Annotated in this window: 18 protein-coding genes and 2 riboswitches; of the genes, 11 read left to right on the plus strand and 7 right to left on the minus strand. The window is 48.0% G+C overall.

The window, feature by feature from the left end; genetic code table 11:
• Window positions 1–144 precede the first annotated feature (144 nt).
• Together IRJ25_RS06280 and IRJ25_RS06285 are read left to right on the plus strand one after the other, a co-directional pair.
• Window positions 145–942, plus strand: coding sequence for a DUF4397 domain-containing protein (locus tag IRJ25_RS06280; protein WP_012726359.1), 798 nt, complete (start codon window positions 145–147; stop codon window positions 940–942).
• Window positions 887–1,531, plus strand: a complete 645-nt coding sequence (locus IRJ25_RS06285) for a class F sortase (protein ID WP_269317930.1) — start codon at window positions 887–889, stop codon at window positions 1,529–1,531. Before IRJ25_RS06280 ends, IRJ25_RS06285 begins: the two co-directional genes overlap by 56 nt.
• A gap of 87 nt (window positions 1,532–1,618) precedes the next feature.
• Here IRJ25_RS06285 and IRJ25_RS06290 read toward each other — a convergent pair whose 3' ends face one another.
• Window positions 1,619–2,056 carry a MarR family winged helix-turn-helix transcriptional regulator gene (locus IRJ25_RS06290; protein WP_012726357.1) on the minus strand — a complete coding sequence of 146 codons (438 nt, stop codon included), beginning with the start codon at window positions 2,054–2,056 and terminating at the stop codon, window positions 1,619–1,621.
• Between the two features lie 88 nt (window positions 2,057–2,144).
• Window positions 2,145–3,203, minus strand: a complete 1,059-nt coding sequence (locus tag IRJ25_RS06295) for a GTP pyrophosphokinase (protein WP_240499823.1) — start codon at window positions 3,201–3,203, stop codon at window positions 2,145–2,147.
• 96 nt (window positions 3,204–3,299) lie between these two features.
• On the opposite strand from IRJ25_RS06295, the gene IRJ25_RS06300 reads away from it, so the two are divergent.
• Window positions 3,300–3,524 (plus strand): hypothetical protein, encoded by a 225-nt coding sequence (locus IRJ25_RS06300; protein WP_269317931.1) that lies wholly within the window; start codon window positions 3,300–3,302, stop codon window positions 3,522–3,524.
• Between the two features lie 79 nt (window positions 3,525–3,603).
• Entirely contained in the window at window positions 3,604–3,924 is a 321-nt protein-coding gene (locus IRJ25_RS06305; RefSeq protein ID WP_012726354.1) for a general stress protein, read from the plus strand.
• A 29-nt stretch (window positions 3,925–3,953) separates the two neighbouring features.
• Here the strand turns inward: IRJ25_RS06305 and IRJ25_RS06310 are convergent, their stop codons facing one another.
• Complete coding sequence (locus tag IRJ25_RS06310; RefSeq protein WP_269317932.1) at window positions 3,954–4,991, minus strand: SDR family oxidoreductase; 1,038 nt, start codon at window positions 4,989–4,991, stop codon at window positions 3,954–3,956.
• A gap of 189 nt (window positions 4,992–5,180) precedes the next feature.
• Between IRJ25_RS06310 and IRJ25_RS06315 the strand changes: the two genes are divergently transcribed.
• Entirely contained in the window at window positions 5,181–6,476 is a 1,296-nt protein-coding gene (locus tag IRJ25_RS06315; protein WP_264092549.1) for a glutamine synthetase family protein, read from the plus strand.
• A 41-nt stretch (window positions 6,477–6,517) separates the two neighbouring features.
• Here the strand turns inward: IRJ25_RS06315 and IRJ25_RS06320 are convergent, their stop codons facing one another.
• From IRJ25_RS06320 to IRJ25_RS06330, 3 genes are all read right to left on the minus strand, one after another.
• Entirely contained in the window at window positions 6,518–8,011 is a 1,494-nt protein-coding gene (locus IRJ25_RS06320; RefSeq protein WP_047795295.1) for a peptide MFS transporter, read from the minus strand.
• 143 nt (window positions 8,012–8,154) lie between these two features.
• Window positions 8,155–9,399, minus strand: a complete 1,245-nt coding sequence (locus tag IRJ25_RS06325) for an MDR family MFS transporter (protein WP_269317933.1) — start codon at window positions 9,397–9,399, stop codon at window positions 8,155–8,157.
• Window positions 9,400–9,667: 268 nt separating this feature from the next.
• Window positions 9,668–10,768 (minus strand): AI-2E family transporter, encoded by a 1,101-nt coding sequence (locus IRJ25_RS06330; protein ID WP_012726349.1) that lies wholly within the window; start codon window positions 10,766–10,768, stop codon window positions 9,668–9,670.
• 158 nt (window positions 10,769–10,926) lie between these two features.
• Window positions 10,927–11,026, plus strand: a riboswitch (SAM riboswitch).
• Window positions 11,027–11,104: 78 nt separating this feature from the next.
• On the opposite strand from IRJ25_RS06330, the gene IRJ25_RS06335 reads away from it, so the two are divergent.
• The 5 genes from IRJ25_RS06335 to IRJ25_RS06355 all read left to right on the plus strand — a co-directional run bounded on the left by IRJ25_RS06335 (window position 11,105) and on the right by IRJ25_RS06355 (window position 16,014).
• Window positions 11,105–12,280: an aminotransferase class I/II-fold pyridoxal phosphate-dependent enzyme gene (locus IRJ25_RS06335; RefSeq protein ID WP_214684227.1), complete on the plus strand. Its 1,176-nt coding sequence runs from the start codon at window positions 11,105–11,107 to the stop codon at window positions 12,278–12,280.
• A complete protein-coding gene (locus IRJ25_RS06340) occupies window positions 12,277–13,293 on the plus strand; it encodes an iron-containing alcohol dehydrogenase (RefSeq protein ID WP_269317934.1) in 1,017 nt (338 codons plus the stop codon). Before IRJ25_RS06335 ends, IRJ25_RS06340 begins: the two co-directional genes overlap by 4 nt.
• A 41-nt stretch (window positions 13,294–13,334) precedes the next feature.
• Window positions 13,335–13,439: riboswitch (SAM riboswitch) on the plus strand.
• A gap of 73 nt (window positions 13,440–13,512) precedes the next feature.
• A complete protein-coding gene (locus tag IRJ25_RS06345; RefSeq protein ID WP_214812613.1) occupies window positions 13,513–14,334 on the plus strand; it encodes a MetQ/NlpA family ABC transporter substrate-binding protein in 822 nt (273 codons plus the stop codon).
• Between the two features lie 11 nt (window positions 14,335–14,345).
• The gene (locus IRJ25_RS06350; RefSeq protein ID WP_269317935.1) at window positions 14,346–15,380 is read left to right on the plus strand and encodes a methionine ABC transporter ATP-binding protein; all 1,035 of its coding nucleotides are present in this window, start codon (window positions 14,346–14,348) and stop codon (window positions 15,378–15,380) included.
• Entirely contained in the window at window positions 15,352–16,014 is a 663-nt protein-coding gene (locus IRJ25_RS06355) for a methionine ABC transporter permease (RefSeq protein WP_012726344.1), read from the plus strand. The genes IRJ25_RS06350 and IRJ25_RS06355 overlap by 29 nt, the downstream gene beginning before the upstream one ends.
• Before the next feature lie 29 nt (window positions 16,015–16,043).
• Here the strand turns inward: IRJ25_RS06355 and IRJ25_RS06360 are convergent, their stop codons facing one another.
• Complete coding sequence (locus IRJ25_RS06360; protein WP_012726343.1) at window positions 16,044–16,439, minus strand: Spx/MgsR family RNA polymerase-binding regulatory protein; 396 nt, start codon at window positions 16,437–16,439, stop codon at window positions 16,044–16,046.
• 155 nt (window positions 16,440–16,594) lie between these two features.
• Here IRJ25_RS06360 and IRJ25_RS06365 point away from each other — a divergent pair, with 155 nt between their 5' ends.
• On the plus strand, window positions 16,595–16,984 hold the full coding sequence (locus tag IRJ25_RS06365; RefSeq protein WP_441316660.1) for a DUF302 domain-containing protein: 390 nt from the start codon (window positions 16,595–16,597) through the stop codon (window positions 16,982–16,984).
• The last annotated feature ends 91 nt before the right edge of the window (window positions 16,985–17,075 follow it).

Raw genomic sequence — 17,075 nt, forward strand, 5'->3', positions numbered from 1 at the left:
CCCTTTACGTCATTGTCGGATTGTCTTAAGTTTAAGATGTCACCGAGCTACATAGCAATCAGATGTAGCACACCATGTAGCACTGCATCACATTTGTTGTATGCAAGTCGTGGGTTACCAAAGATCAAAAGGAGGAAATTTCACATGAAGAAGTTGATGTCTTTACTGGGTACTCTAGCACTGGCTTTCGCTTTCGTCTTACCGGTTAGCGCGGATGGACATGAAAATGCGATGGTCCGTGTGCTACATGCTTCACCTGATGCTCCGGCAGTTGACGTGTACGTGGATGGGGAAGTCGCGGTCGAGGGAGCAGAATTCAAGGATCTCACAGACTACTTGACACTTCCAGCAGGGGATTACAACGTTGAAATCAAGCCGGCAGGTGACGCTGAAACAGTCGTCGTCGCAGCAGACCTCTCAATCGAGGCAGGCAAGTTCTATACAGCCGCTGCGATCGGTCAACTTGAAAACATCGAAATCGCTGCAATGGAAGACGATGCAAACTTTGAAGATGGTAAATCGAAAGTTCGTGTCGCTCACTTCGCACCAGATGCACCAGCGGTTGATGTCGCACCTAAAGGTGGCGACCCACTCTTCTCAAACCTCGAGTTCAAAGCAGTAAGTGATTACGGCACACTCGATGCTGGAACGTATGACCTTGAAGTACGCCCGGCTGGAGCGACTGACGTCGTCAAAGCACTTGACGGTGTCGCACTCGAAGGTGGCAAAAACTATACAGCATTCGCAATCGGACTCCTTGAAGGAGAACCAGCGTTTGAAGTCCTTCTCGCTGCTGATGGTGGGGAAATGGCGATGGCTCCCGAAACAGGACAAGGTGGTCTTGCTCAAACAGCTTCAATGAACTGGTTGCTCGCAGCAGCAGTGGTTGGAGCGGCAGCAGCTGGATTCTACGTCTTTCGTCGTCAGAAGCAAGACGCTTAAACTGATTTTCTTAGGAACAATCACATTTCTCGTATGGAGCGCTCAAGCGGAAGCTCCTGACAAACCGTTCGTGATGCCAACGGCTGAATTTGCCGAACCGCAGGTCTTGACCTCGAAGCAGGTAGATCGACAAACGTTTCATTCGAACAGTTTCGTCCCTGCCCGGCTGATCATTCCCTCAATCGATGTTGATACATCGATTGAAGCGGTCGGGAAGGATGAGGCCGGAAGAATGGACACACCGTCTGACGTGAATCAAGTCGGTTGGTATCAATACGGAGCCAAAGCAGGCGCAACGGGGAATGTCGTCCTATCGGGTCATTTAGATGATCTGAATGGTCCAGCTATCTTTGCGAATCTGGATCAACTTCCGATCGGAGAACTGGTGACGCTCCAACGGAAAGACCAAGTCGCAACGTATGAAGTGGTCAGTGTGAAACAGTATCGCCTCGACCAACTGCCGCTCGCTTCCATTTTCGCGGCGACTCAGTCAAAGCGGATTCAATTGATCACTTGTGCAGGACCGTATCACGAGAATCTTGGGTATCGGGACCGGATCGTGGTCACGGCACACCTGATTGAAACGTAAAGATGAAGAGATGCTGACCGATGGGTCGCATCTCTTTTTTTCGCAAAAAATAGCCCTTCACCTTTACGGTGAAGGGCTATAGTCGGATTAAGCATCCATACGATCTAATAATTTTGAAAGTAAAATGAGTTCGTCATCTGAAAAATCAGTGAAGACATCCATCAAATATTCAATCTTCATGCTCTCTAATGTCTCAAACAACTCACGACCTTCATCCGTTGCCTGAAGTTCAACGACACGGCGGTCACGCTCGCTGCGTTCGCGAGAAATCAACCCTTTTTTCGTCAACTCATCGGCAAGCGCAGTGATCATAGAAGCTGAAAATTGAAACTCATTTGACAGAGCAGAGGCGATTTGAGGACTCTGTTGACAAAGAGAACGTAGAATGAAGAATTCATTGCGGGTTAAATACTGTGAGAACATCGAACGGAGATTTTTTTTCACTCCACGATAGTTCATCCGGATACCACGTTCAGCGTCTGCAACGAGCTGTCGACGTGAAGCGGTCTGTACGGGTGTTGTCATCCTCGAAACTACCTCCTGGCGATAATATTATTCATATATACTTCAGAACATAAAAACATTCTACATTAAAAACATGTTGTCTGTAAAGTTATAGGGGCTCGTCTTTTGCCCGAATTTGCTGAATGATGTCTTCATAATGTTTCAAGTCCGGATAGAACCGTCTAAAGAAAAATTCAATCTGCGGATCGTCGCCTTCCGCTAACAATTTAGCGAGAACGGCATAGACGACACCCATGCCTTGTCTCGGTAACAGAGAAGATGGCAACAAGGTTGCGCATTGGACGGCTTGAGTATAGTAAGTCGAAAGTGTGTCATTCAAATCTTTGAACGTACGGATATCGGCGTAATGGAACATTCTCGTCAACTCGACGATGGCAGAGAGGTCCGTCTCGAGTAGCCATTCGCTCTGGAAGATCGCGTTGTCTAGTTTCTCGACCGTTTGATCATTTGCAATATAATAGTTGAGATTATCTCGGGTAATGGCCACTTTTTCAGGAGAGTCAAGAATCTGTTCGACCGTTTCTTGTTCGAATGTTCGCAACTGTTTTCGAATGTTCACGAACTCGGAGTCGGCAATCTCCAATAGACCAGCGACCCGGCTGAAACTTCTTTTGATTTCAGGAGGAACGGCATTCGGATTTTTGTAACCGAGGTCGTGTTCAATCTCGGCCCAGGCGTGTTGTAGGATCGAGCGGACTTGAATTTCCGCCTCTTTTTCTGCAAAACGGCGATATTCACCTAGAGCAAGTCGCTTTTCACTTAATTCCACGACATAATGGACGGACAGATATCCGAACTCATTGGAGTCGAGCAACGTCGACTTATCGATGGACTGTTCACGGTCGATGGTGAATTCATCTTCTAAAATTTGCGCAACGGCGCGTACGTCGTCATGAAAGTATGTCACGATCCGTATCCCGGCCAAGTCTTGTACGTCACGTAAGGAACGATATTGATAAGGCTTGCGTGAGAGTTTGGCATATAGACTGTCCGCTTCTTTGGCACGGGCGACGATTGAATGGAACTGGATGCCGGCTTCTGTCAACAATTCACTGAGGAGCGCTTTCAGCTTTGTGGCAAACGCTTCATAGTCTTCTTTCTCATTCAAATATTCAAGCATGATTGTATTTAAGTCTTGTTTTGGCACAGAACTCACTCCTTTTCTCTATCCATAGTATAGCATCACATGTCTGAAACGATATGATAGCATGTATAAGGAGTGAAATAGAAAGAGGTGGGATGGATGCATACATTCCGTTCAGGTGAGAGAGAGAAAGTCGAAATTATCGCTGGATTATTACAACAAGCTGGATATCGCATATCTCGTATCCGCTCTGTCGATTCCCAGTTCGTAGTGACCGCTCGATTAGAGGGTAGGACTCAAAGGGAAGGGGAGTACGATCGAATCGAGGGAATCGTGCATCATTTCGACATCGAAGAATGGATCACGAACGAAGAAAGGGATTGATTGTATGTTTATCACCTCATTTTTCGGGAATAACAAAAACAGTGAATTACATGACTGTGAACGTTGAGGAGGATGGGGCATGTTAGAGACAAGAGTAGTGAATGATATGACGACGGTGGACCATGAAGTGAATGAGATGGTGTCAGGCGGATGTGTGAATGAGCATATCTATTTGTTCGCCAAAGATGAGGAATTGACCGTTCGATTGGCAGCAGAGTCCGGAGTACAACCATATCGAATACCGGAAAAAGGAATGTTCGAGTCGTTGCTCTCGAAATTCACGAGCAATTCAGAAGATCGCATGGAACAGATGGAGAGTCTTGGACTCACAAAAGAGATGGTGGATTCACTCGAACGTGAAATCAAAGATGGTAAAATCGTGTTAGTTTGCGATAAATAAAAAATGGACCGATTTTTCCGGTCCATTTTTTATTTTGCTTTGTAATAGGCATTCACGATGCGACGTAACGATTTTTGATCGAGACGGAGCGGAGCGAATCCAGCATCCTGTAGCAATTGTTTCGTGTTGTCGTCACGGAACGTGATATTCCGGTTCAAATACGGATTGAATACTTTCACCATATCGTTGAACGACTGTTCGACTGAGCTGAGTGTCGATGTCGGTGTCTCCGTGATTGTTAAATGCGGGAATGCTAACGACTCTTTCATATAGTCGAGCATCGTTTCATTTTTTGGTGGTGCGTCGTTTGTCACGTTATAGATTGTACCCGCCTTCGCATGCTCGATGGCAGCGAGGAGTACATCCGCGACATAATCGACAGGGACAAGGTTTGATGTACCTGTCGCTGAGCCAATCAATCGAATCGACTCGACGTCATGCCCACGTCGTTCCAATTTCCGTTTGAACAGTTCGAGAGCACGCATATATCCGTACATCGTAAATTTTGAGTCAGCCTCTCCTGTTTTCGAGTCTCCGACGATGATGGCCGGTCGGAAGATTGACACATCAAGCTCATCCCGTGACTCCCAGACCGCCTGCTCGGCGTGTGCCTTGCTTTCTTCATACGGATTCAAAAAAGATTGCGACACGTCGTACAGTTTTTCCCCGCCAACTTCTTTAGCGCCAAGTGTGTAGGCCGTACTCACGTGGAAAAAGCGACGGCAGTCAATCAGCTTGGTCAAGCGAAGGGCCTCTTTCGTCCCGGTCAAATTGGTCTCGAACAATTCATCGCGCAATTCTTCATCGAATTTGACGAGTGCAGCCATGTGTAGAAATAAATCAATCTTCCCTCTATATGTCTCGATGAACGCTTCATTAGCACCGAGCGCATGTGACGTCAAGTCGCCTGGTAACACATCAATCGACTTTTGTTCTTCAGCGGTGAATTGTGCTTGTACCTTCTCCGGTGTTCGCGCCAACATGCAGACGCGATGCCCCCGCTGAATCAATTCTTTGGCGAGTCGCCCTCCTAAAAATCCGGTTCCACCAGTCATAAAAATATGCAATCGCGTTCTCCCTCTCTGTGACATTCTTTACCCATCATATCAACTCTTGTCGCATGTAGCCACTTTGCCTTTGCTGAAATTCCATGTTTAGAAAAAATCGAACTCGGTTATGAACTATAGAGAAGCGTACGAACGGTGCGTAAAGACAGCTTGCCTGTCAAATCTATTGAAGTGAGGTTTTAACCAATCATGGCAAATCTATTCGGAACAGACAAGGATGACGCAAAAAAGAAGCAACAAGATATTGAGAAAACGGTACAAGAGAAAAACATCACCCAAATCCATCTCTATTTCTCAGATGTTCTCGGTGATTTAAAACTCTTGACGCTTTCGGCAAAATTGTTGCCTGAAGTCTTTGAGGGAAAAACGATGTTTGACGGTTCTTCAATCAACGGGTTCTCTTCCATCAAAAACTCAGACTTATTCTTGAGACCGGATTTAGATCGTCCACGGTATGAGCAAGACGGCGAGGAAAATATTTTGGCATTCTTCTGTGACGTATGCACTCCGGAGGGAGAGCGATATGAATACGACCCACGTAATGTATTGAAGGATGCACTTGAACGTGCAGCACGTGATGGCTACTCGGTATTCGTCGGGGCAGAGCCGGAATTCTTCATCTTTGACGAGAACGGAGAATTTTATGACGAGGCCGGATATTTCTCGACACGTTCAGAGGATAAAGGATATGAAGTGCGACAGCACATCGCGAACCGTTTGAGTGGTGTCGGGTTCAACATTGAGGCTGTTCACCATGAAGTCGCTCCTGCGCAACATGAGATTGGCATCAAGTACGATGACGCACTCCATACAGCGGATAACATTCAGTTCTTTAAAGAAATCGTCAAGATTGCGGCGAAGGAGAAAGGGACATCCGTCTCATTCTTGCCAAAACCGTTGCGTGATGTGAACGGTTCTGGAATGCACTTGAACATCTCTGTCTGGAAGAATGATGAGTCTGGAAATCCGACGACCAACGCGTTCGACGAAGTCGATGCGGATTACGGATTGTCGAAAACGGCGCGTCATTTCATCGAGGGAATCTTGAAGCATGCCCGTGCCACAGCAATCTTCACGAATCCACTACCGGAATCATACGAGCGTCTCGTTCCTGGATTCGAGGCACCTGTCAATATATGCTGGAGCCCATCGAACCGCAGTTCGATGATTCGAATCCCCGCTTCCCGTGGAAGTGCGACTCGTGTAGAGGTCCGAAATCCTGACCCGAGTGCGAACCCATATTTGGCACTTGCCGCGCTCATTTATGCGGGACTTGAAGGAATCGAGCAACAGCTCGTTCCGTCTTCTCCGAACGAGGATGACTTGTTCGAGTATTCTGCGAAGCAAATCGAGAGCCAAGGAATCGCATCACTGCCTGCGACATTCCATGAATCGATTCAGTCACTGAAACAAGACAACTTCCATGACTACTTTAACCACAATATGATCGATCGCTACTTGTCACTCATTCAAGTGCGAAAATAAAAATGACGCCAGCCGATTGAATCGGCTGGCGTTTTTGATGATTAATGGATCCCACGCATATACACTTTGATTTTCGGTGCAAGTGCGAACAGAATCAAGCTTAAGATGATGGCGACGCCACCTATCACGCCGAAATAGAGCATCTCATTCTCAGGCGTGTAGAACTTGACCAGCTGTGCGTTGATCCCTTGCGCAGCAGCGTTCGATAAGAACCAGAGCGACATCGTTTGAGCCGAGAAGGCAGCTGGTGCGAGTTTTGTCGTGGCCGACAAACCGACCGGTGACAAACTGAGTTCTCCCAACACGACGATGAAATAGCTCAAGACGAGCCATAATGGGCTGACGAGGGCATCCGGACCACTGAAGTAAGCAGGGAGTAGGATGACCAAGAAACTGATTCCGGCAAACAAGATCCCGAAAGCAAACTTCGTCGGAATGCTCGGTTCGCGGTCACCAAGTCGGACCCATAACCAAGCGAAGACCGGTGCCAGTAAGATGATGAACAGTGGGTTTAATGATTGGAACCACGCTGGTGACAACGTGAACCCAAAGAACTCTAAGTCAGTCCGTGTATCAGCATAGCTCGCCAAAATCGTTGCGCCCTGCTCTTGGATCGCCCAGAACATGACGGAGGCGATGAAGAGCGGAATGTAGGCGATGATTCGCGAGCGCTCGACCTCTGTCGTTTTCGGACTGCGATACATGATGATGAAGTAAATCGTCGGGATTGCAATACCGAACACCCCGACGAGTGAGATGAACGTATTGATCGTGAACCATCCGAGTGGAATCAAAATTGCAAGCAAAATGGCAATTCCAATGGTGACAATGCTGACGATTTTTATCGTTTTCTTTTTCTCATCAGGCGTCAACGGATTCGGTACATACGAACCAGCTAAGCCGAGGTTCGTTTTTCGTGTCAATACGAAGACGACGAGTCCAACGAACATCCCGATTGCCGCGAGCGCAAAGCCCCAGTGGAATCCATAGTCTTTTTGCACTTGACCGACGATGAGTGGTGAAATGAACGCACCCAAGTTGATTCCCATGTAGAAGATACTGAATCCAGCGTCACGACGGCGATCCGTCTCGCTGTACATGTCTCCGACGATACTTGATACGTTTGGTTTCAATAATCCGGTACCAATGACGATTAGCGCCATGGAGATAAACAGGAAGACGACGCTACCTGGAATCGAGAGGACGATGTGTCCGAGCATGATGAACACACCACCGTAGAATACCGCGCGAGACGTCCCGAAAATCCGGTCTGCAAGCCATCCCCCAATGACCCCGGACATATAGACGAGCGCGCCGTATACGGACATGATTGAGAGTGCGACGTTTCGGTCGAGACCGAGTCCTCCCTCAGAGACTTCATAGTACATATAGAATACGAGGATGGCCCGCATGCCATAGTACGAGAAACGTTCCCAAAACTCAGTGAAGAATAAAGTGAACAACCCCTTCGGTTGTCCGAAGAAGCCTTTTTGTGGAACACTATCCACGATTGTTTGTTTATCGATCCTTTCCATGAAAGATCCCTCCTTAACCGTTTTATCATAAAAAGGATTATTATGATTGTAAAGTGAATTGAATGATAATTTCAAATTTTAATAAAGATGTCAAGAATGAAAAGACCACACTTCCGAAATCAGAGAGTGTGGTAAATGAGTGATTATGCCGTCTTTTGCTTTGCTTCCGTCGCTTGGACATGACGTCCGAGCTGCCAATAGATGATGCCTGATAAACAACTCGCTCCACCGATGAGAATCAAAGCGATGTGTCCGGCACGATTGTCAAAAAAGACACTTGCGATGATCGGTGCCGTGACACCACCGATCAACCATTGGATACTCGCTGCACCGTTATAGGCACCACGCATATTCTCCGGTGCGATCAAGGCGATGAATGTCTGCTGAACAGGGGACATGATCATCTCACCTAACGTATAAAACGCATATACGGCGAGTAAGATCCCGACGAGTGGCACGTATGGGGTATCGAGTGCGAACAAGGCTCTAGGCACAATCGCAAGCAAGATCATACCGATACCAAATACGGTCGCTCCTGCTAACATGACCTTACCGAACGGCTTGTTCCCGAGTTTTGAAGCAATCGGGAACTGGAAAAGAACTACCATGATTCCATTCAGTGCTAACAGATACGGGAATGGGTTCTGTTGTGCGGTATACGTCGGGAGCGATTCTTTTAAAAAGAGTGGTAGCATGCTCTCGACGACGGAGAATCCCATTGATATGAATATACCCGCAAAGATGAAGACGAGAAACACGCGATCGTTATAAAAGACGCGCAACACTTCTCGGTTGCTTGGAGTCTCATCTTCCGTAAACTCGGGCAACGACTCATGTATGAACGTGCCGAGCGCAATCGCATATAGTCCAAAGACGAATGCCGCCGCAAAGAATATGAGCTCGCGGTCGATGAACAGCACCGCACTACCAAGAAGTGGACCGAATGCAGCGCCGATGTTATGTCCCATCCGTAAAAGTCCGAACGCTTCGTTCATATGCTCTGGCTCCGTGACATCGGCGACCATCGCGCTTGCGGCAGGGTGGAAGAGCGAGTTCGTCAGTCCGAGCATCGCGTTCAATAAAAGAAGCGGCCAGAACGAGTCGGCGAACGCAAATCCGATGAGGGCAAGTACGTCCCCAATGATGGCGATCATCATGATTGGTTTTCGACCATACAGGTCTGCTAGACGTCCTCCGATCATCGAACCGAGGAGCGCCATGATTGGGCCAGTCGCCATGATGATTCCGACTTGAAGGTAGCTATCTAACTGGTCACTATAGTAGAGAACAAGGAATGGGGCAATCATGAACATCATAATTCCCGTAATCGTCTCCCCTAAAAAACGAATCCAAATGTTGCGGTCGAGCCGCTTGAGTGATTGAAACATACAGGTCACCTGCTTTATTTAATTTTAGACACAAAAGGGACGTCATATGCATAAAGGCATACGACGTCCCACGTTGTTTATGCATGCCTCGATAGGCAGGCGTCTTAGATATGAATCAATCGAAGAGGTGCCTGCCAATCAGTATGAACTTGAGTGAATGGTTTCGAAGATACTACTGACATGGGAACCTCTCCTTTCTGTTAATTGTGTTCTTCTCCTCAACTGTATGACACATTTCCTCAATGTGTCAACAAATTTATGAGGTGAATCAAAGTAATTCGTTTAGATTTTTTCGGTTCAGTCGATAATCGATGAGGCGAGACAAGACGACTTGAATCATGGCCGTGATCGGCACGCTCACGAACATCCCGATGAGGCCGAACAGGCTTCCTCCGATGATAATCGATGTGATGACCCAAAATGGTGTGATGCCGACACTATCTCCGAGAATCTTCGGTCCGAGCCACAATCCGTCAAACTGCTGTAACAAGAAGATGAACAAGAGTACCAATACGGCGGTGAACGGATCATAAAAATAAGTGATGATAAACGCCGGGATCATCCCGAGTAGCGGTCCGACATATGGGATGAAGTTTAGGACGCCGACGATGACTCCGAGAAGTAGGGCATATGGGGCCCCGATGATCAAGAGTCCGATGACTGCTAGCACTCCAATAATCAGACAGTCGAGCGACTTCCCAATGATATATCGCTTAAAGATATAATCCATCTCTTGAAAGATATCGATTGTCGTCTTCGCAGTGCCGACGGGTAATAGCGCATAGAGAAGACGCTTGAACATACGAGCGAAGACTTCTTTGTCCTTTAACAAATAGATGGAGATGACAATCCCAATCAAGAAGTTGATCAATGTCATTGTAAAACTAGAGACATAACTAACGGAAGAGAGGACGGCCGTCTCGACCCATCCAGAGTAACGATCCTCGAAGCGCGCAAAATCAATCGCTTGGGCGATCGTCGCGTTATAGTCTTTCAAGTAATTGTTCACTTCACCTAAAAACACGTCGATTTGACGGATATAAACCGGTAACTCATTGATGAGTGATGACAGACTCGAGTAAATCCGCGGGAACAACGTGACGACCGAAATCGCCAAGATGCCGATGAACGTGATATAGACGATGAGTAGTCCTTGATATCGCTTCAAGTGGAACCGTTCTTCAATATAAGAGAGTACGGTGTTGAGTAACAAGGCGATGGCGATCCCCATGATGATAGGGGTCAGTAACTGAAACGTGTATTGTAAGACACGTGAGATGGTATCCGGTTCACTGATGACCCGCCATAAGACGAGCAAGATCAGTCCGATTACACTCAGTTTCCAAATAAGTTGACGATTAAGCTCCAATGCTCTATCCCCTCATACAAATATAATTTTTCTACTCTTTTACTATGAATGTTTTTTGAAAAGGATTCAATAGATGTTCTCTTTGAAAAAAATGTTTGACACCGTTGGGAATGTCTGGTTAACTTAGGGACATACAAAAATTACATAACGAATGACACTTTCTATCAAGAGAAGCGGAGGGACTGGCCCGATGAAGCTTCAGCAACAGATTGCAAAATACTGTGCTAATTCCAGCAAGGTGACCTTGAGAGATGGAAAGGTGGTTGACTAAATACGTCTGTATCGAGCACCCCTTTCCTCAGAAAGGGGTGTTTTTTCGTATTAGGAGGACCCATCATGGCAGACAGACGTTCCAAGTTATTAAAATCATTACCGACACAACACTTTGTCGGATTAGCAGAAGAAGTCGCGGCAGTCGAGGCGAGTGGCAAGACCGTCATCCGACTCGGACAAGGCACACCCGACTTACCGACACCAGCTCCGATCTGTGAGGCACTGGAACGAGCATTGACCGACCCGACGACCCATCAATACGGACCGTTCCGGGGACAGGCTCGACTAAAAGAAGCTGTGGCCGCATTCTATCAACGTGAATACGGAGTCGACCTCGACCCAGCAAAAGAAGTGGCGATTTTGATTGGCAGCAAATCGGGTCTCATCACGTTGCCTCAGTGTCTTCTTGAGCCGGGTGAAGGCATCTTGCTCCCGAACCCTGGCTATCCCGATTATATCTCGGGAGCGCGTCTCGCCGGAGCGGACATCATCGATTTGACGTTGAAGGAAGAGCACGGCTATCTCCCGGATTACACCACGCTCGATCCGCTTCATGCACGACTCATGTATTTGAACTACCCGAGCAATCCGACCGGCGCTGTCGCGACGCCTGCCTTCTTTGAGGAGACGGTTAAATTCGCCACAAACCATGATCTGATGGTCGTACACGATTTCGCCTATGGAAGTATTGGCTTTGATGGGCATGTCCCGCCAAGTTTTCTCCAAGCAGACGGGGCAAAAGAAATCGGGATTGAGGTGTATACGATGTCGAAGGCGTTCAACATGTCGGGATGGCGTGTCGCGTTCGCAGTCGGAAATGCAGATATCATCGAGGCGATCAATACGTACCAAGACCATGTCCACGTCTCTGTGTTCTCTGCCATTCAAGAGGCAGCCATCGTGGCGTTAGAATCCCCGCGTGACATACGTGACGACCTAGCCTCGCTTTACGAAACAAGACGAAACCGATTGATTGATGGGTTACGCCGGGCAGGGTGGGAGATTGAGGCACCAAAAGGTTCTTTCTTCGTATGGGCGAGAGTGCCTGAAGGCGATGCAAAATCATTTTCGACGAAGTTACTACATGAGGCGGGCGTCGCCGTCACACCGGGCTACTTTTTTGGAACGGAGGGGGAGCACCACATCCGCTTTGGTCTCGTGTCGTCTGAACAGAAGATTGATGAAGCGGTAGAACGGATTGAGAGACTGTTTGCAGCCTATGAGGAGGTCCATCAATGATTCGACAAGCGGTGCTGGAATACGACCATTCGAACGATGCGCTCGATCAACTTTACTCACTGATTGGGAATCGGGATGCACTCGTTTTGAAAGGATTTAACGGATACGGTGAAGCGATTCGCGTGTCTCCTCGTCTAGCAGAAATTCCGAGCGTACGATTCAAGGGGGAATGTTCAGACGAAGAAGTCGAACGACTAAAAGCGCATCGACCTGACGTCTGGATTGCCGTCGGTGGCGGTAAATTGATTGATACGGCGAAGCGGATTGCATTTACCCAGTCGGTCCCGCTCATCGTCATTCCGACACTTGTGTCAAACTGTGCCGCCTTCACCCCGCTCAGCGTGATCTATGGAGAAGACGGTACATATTTACGATATGATACGTTCCCCGTCGTCATCGAGCGCGTCATCGCGGATGAACGACTGTTACGTGATTCACCTTACGACTATTTTAAGGCTGGTGTCATCGATACGGTCGCAAAGTGGTTCGAGGCTCGATATATTAGCGGAACAACATCAAGGGACGCAGGGATTCAGTCGGGGCTCTCACTTGCGGCGCAATGCGGAGCGTTGATGGATTTGTCCATTCGTGAAGATGATTTTCGCCATTATGGCACGGACATCCGATCTATCGTCGATCATGTCCTCGCCATCGGTGGTGCCGTTGGTGGATTCGGTGACGCCGGCACCCGAGTCGCCGTCGCCCATGCGGTGCATAACGCACTCAGTCGTTTTGATTCGACGCATCATTGGTTGCACGGGGACAAGGTAGGCTTCGGGCTGATCGTTCAAGAACGATTGACCTCATCCGAAGACGCCTCATTCCTCGAGAATTGGCTACACGCCATCGCCGCTCCAACGTCACTCGAACAACTTGGCATTCGCTTTGATCAAGTCGATGAATTGGTCGACTATGTCATCGAAGAAATGACGATTCAAGGCATTCACAAGATTGAAGATGCTGAACGATTAAAAGAAATTTTAAGAAATCTTCAAGAAATAGTTTACAAATAATTCTTTTATCAGTAATATAATAACAAAATAATAGAACCGATTGCTTATCAAGAGTGGTGGAGGGACTGGCCCGATGAAACCCGGCAACCAGATCAGAAATGATCATGGTGCTAATTCCAACAGACGAAACGTCTGGGAGATGAGCGTGTCCGACTTTCACGTGTCGTGCCCGCCGCTCTTTATGAGTAGCGGGCTTTTCATTTGGAGGAGGAATCATTCATGAACATCAAACAAAAAACCATTTTGGCAGGTACATCTATCCTTGCGGCCATCGCACTCTCGGCGTGCGGACAATCCGAGGCGAGCGAGACGCTAAGCACGAAAGAGCTAACGATCGGCGTGACTGGTGGACCACACGAGCAAATCGCCGAGAAAGTACAGGAGCTCGCAAAAGAAGATGGGCTCGAAATCGATATCAAAGTATTTAATGATTACAACACCCCGAACACCGCTCTCGACGAAGGAAGTCTCGACGTGAACAGCTATCAGACGCTCTCGTTCCTCGAACTGCAAAAAGCGGACAAGGGATATAAGATTGACGACGTCTTCAAGACGGTCGCTTTCCCGATGGGGCTCTATTCAGAGAAATTGACGGATATCAAGGACTTAAAGGAAGGCGATAAAGTGGCCGTCCCGAACGACCCGGCGAATGAGCTCCGTGCGTTACGACTATATGAAACGGCTGGGCTCATCACGTTAAAAGAAGGATTGACGGATAAAGCGACGAAGCGCGACATTGCTGAGAATCCGCTCAACCTCGAATTTATTGAACTCGAAGCATCCCAACTGCCGACGCAACTCCCGGAAGTGGCACTCGCAGCCATCAACACGAACTTCGCGATGGGAGCGGGTCTATCCATTAATGAAGATGCCCTCTTCCATGAAGATACGGTCGATAACCCGTATCCGAACTATGTCGTCGTCCGTTCAGCCAATAAAGAAGATGAAGTCGTGAAGACGCTGAAGTCTTACTATCATTCAGATGAAGTACGTGCCTTCATCGAAGAAGAATTCAATGGTTCGGTCGTGCCGGCATTCTAAGGAGGGGTCTTATGATTGAACTGAAACAAATCACCAAGGAGTTCAAGGTCAACGGAGACACGATCACGGCACTTGATGATGTCTCCATCACGATTGAGAGAGGGGAAATCTTCGGAATCATCGGGCGAAGTGGTGCCGGTAAGAGTACGCTCATCCGGATGATCAATCTTTTGGAGCGCCCGACATCAGGCGTAGTCGAGATTGAGGGACAAGATATCACGCTCCTCAAAAAGAAAGGGTTGTCGACGTTACGCCAGCGAATCGGTATGATCTTTCAGCACTACAACCTGCTGAAGACTGCGACCGTCGAAGAGAATGTCGCCATCCCGCTTCGTCTCGAAAGTCTCGGGAAGCAGGTCATCCGTGAACGGGTCGACCGCTATCTCCAAATCGTCGGACTGAGCGAACATCGGAACCATTACCCTGAACAATTGTCAGGTGGACAGAAACAACGTGTCGCCATTGCGCGAGCGCTCGCCCACGAGCCTGATATTCTCCTCAGTGATGAGGCGACAAGTGCACTCGACCCTGAGACGACCGAGTCGATTTTAGAGTTACTGCTCGAAATCAATCGCGAGCTCGGATTGACGATTTTCTTGATCACACATGAGATGGAAGTCATCGAACGAATCTGTGACCGGGTCGCCGTCATCGATCGTGGCCAAATCGTTGAACAAGGACACGTACTAGACGTCTTCTCCAATCCGTCACACGAGACGACCCAGAAGTTTCTTAAGACAAACCTCGACGTGCCGGAAGAAGTCGTCTCGGAACTCCAGACTCGGGGAACGCTCGTCCACTTGTCGTTCATCGGCAGTCAGACAGAACAAGCAGTCCTGGCACAATTAACCAAGCGGTTCGGCATCCTTCCGAACATCATCGGAGGCGGAATCAAGAAGTTAAAGGCGGGGCTTGTCGGAAACTTGCTCGTCCATCTTGACGGGGATCATGATCAAACGGAACTCGCCGTCCGTTATTTGAAGACGAGCGGCGTACATGTGAGGGAGGTGTCAAACCATGCAACAGTTTTGGACAGACTGGGGTGACTTAATCTGGACAGGAACGGTTCAAACGTTGACGATGACGAGCATCGCGCTTTTGATCTCGACCTTGATCGGATTGCCGCTCGGGACGTTGCTCGTTTTGACGAGACCGAATGGCAGACTCGCAAACCGATTCGTCTATGGTGGCTTATCGAGCGTCATCAACGTCATCCGTTCCATCCCGTTCATCATTCTGTTGTTCTTCATCTTGCCGTTCACACGGTTCATCATGGGGACGACAATCGGCGTGCAGGGCGTCTTGCTCCCCTTGATCGTCTTCACCGCCCCGTATATTGCGCGACTCATGGAGTCGGCACTACTCGAAGTCGACCGCGGGGTCATCGAGGCGTATGAAGCGATGGGCATCTCGACGAGAAAAATCATCTGGTATGTGTTAATCCGTGAAGCACGTTCTTCTATCGTTCTCGGATTGACGATTGCGACAATTGGATTGATTGGAGCGACGGCGATGGCGGGACTCGTGGGGGCAGGTGGACTGGGGGACATCGCCTATCAATACGGACACCTTCGTTTCGAACCGGAAGTCATGTACGTGACCATTTTCGTCCTCATCCTCCTCGTTCAGTCCATCCAATCCTTCGGGAATCGACTGGCGGCAAAATTGAAAAAGGCATAAAAAGAATCGTGTCGTGAAAGCGACACGATTTATGCGTTATGGAGCAGACGTTTCAGTTCAGCGATGCGGTCATGTCTCGGGATGAACGTCCGAATCTCTTTTTCACTGAAACCGACCTGGATGCGATGATGGTCGAAGACGATCGGACTTTTCAGGATTTGAGGATTTGAGGCGACGAAGCTATATAGCTCACGAATCGACATCTCATCTAGTTTCTCTGCCGCTTGTTTATAGACACTCTTTTGGACCGACAACAAGTCCGTCGTCCCATTTTCCGTCAGGCTCAACATCTCTTTGAATTCTCCGAAGGATAAACCTTGGTCTGTCAATTTCTTTTCGATGAAGGGAATCTTTTGTTCCCGTAACCAATCAATCGTTTTTCTGGAAGAACTGCAGCTCGTATGCGTGAATACCGTGACCGTCACGACAACCACTTCTCCTTTACATCAGTTTGGTTCTAACTATTATCTCCTTTTATACGGTCGAATACGTGATTATGTTTCAAATCACATACAGTTTCTTTTTGATTGAGCATGACTTCGTTCGGGTACAGATTTCTTGAGTAACCACATAAGGAGGAATGAAGATATTTGACTATATCGTACAATCTGACCGTACCGTAGATGACGTTGTCGTTCGTCTCGGAGAAGCATTGAAAGAAGAATCATTCGGGGTGCTCTGGGACTTTGATTTGAGTGAGACGCTCGAGAAAAAAGGCCAGGGGATTGATGGGAAGTATCGTATCTTAGAAGTATGCAATCCGAAGGCGGCAAAAGAAGTGCTGTCGCAACAGTTAGAAGGAGGCTACTTCCTTCCATGCAAAATCGCGGTGTTCGAAAAAGAAGACCATACCCAAATTGGTATGCCGAGACCGACTGAATTAATTCGCCTCATCGATGACGAATCGTTACAAGCCGTCGCGTTAGACGTCGAGTCCCGATTGCAAGGTGCCATCGACCAAAGTAAATGATTGTTCTACCATCCGCTCATGAAACGTGAGCGGATTTTTTTCGTATAGGATAGTTAGATAATGGTAAAATTGGATGATGAGATTATAGGAG

Origin of the sequence: Exiguobacterium sp. KJ 601 (assembly GCF_027161185.1) — a bacterium.
Lineage (GTDB): Bacteria > Bacillota > Bacilli > Exiguobacteriales > Exiguobacteriaceae > Exiguobacterium > Exiguobacterium profundum.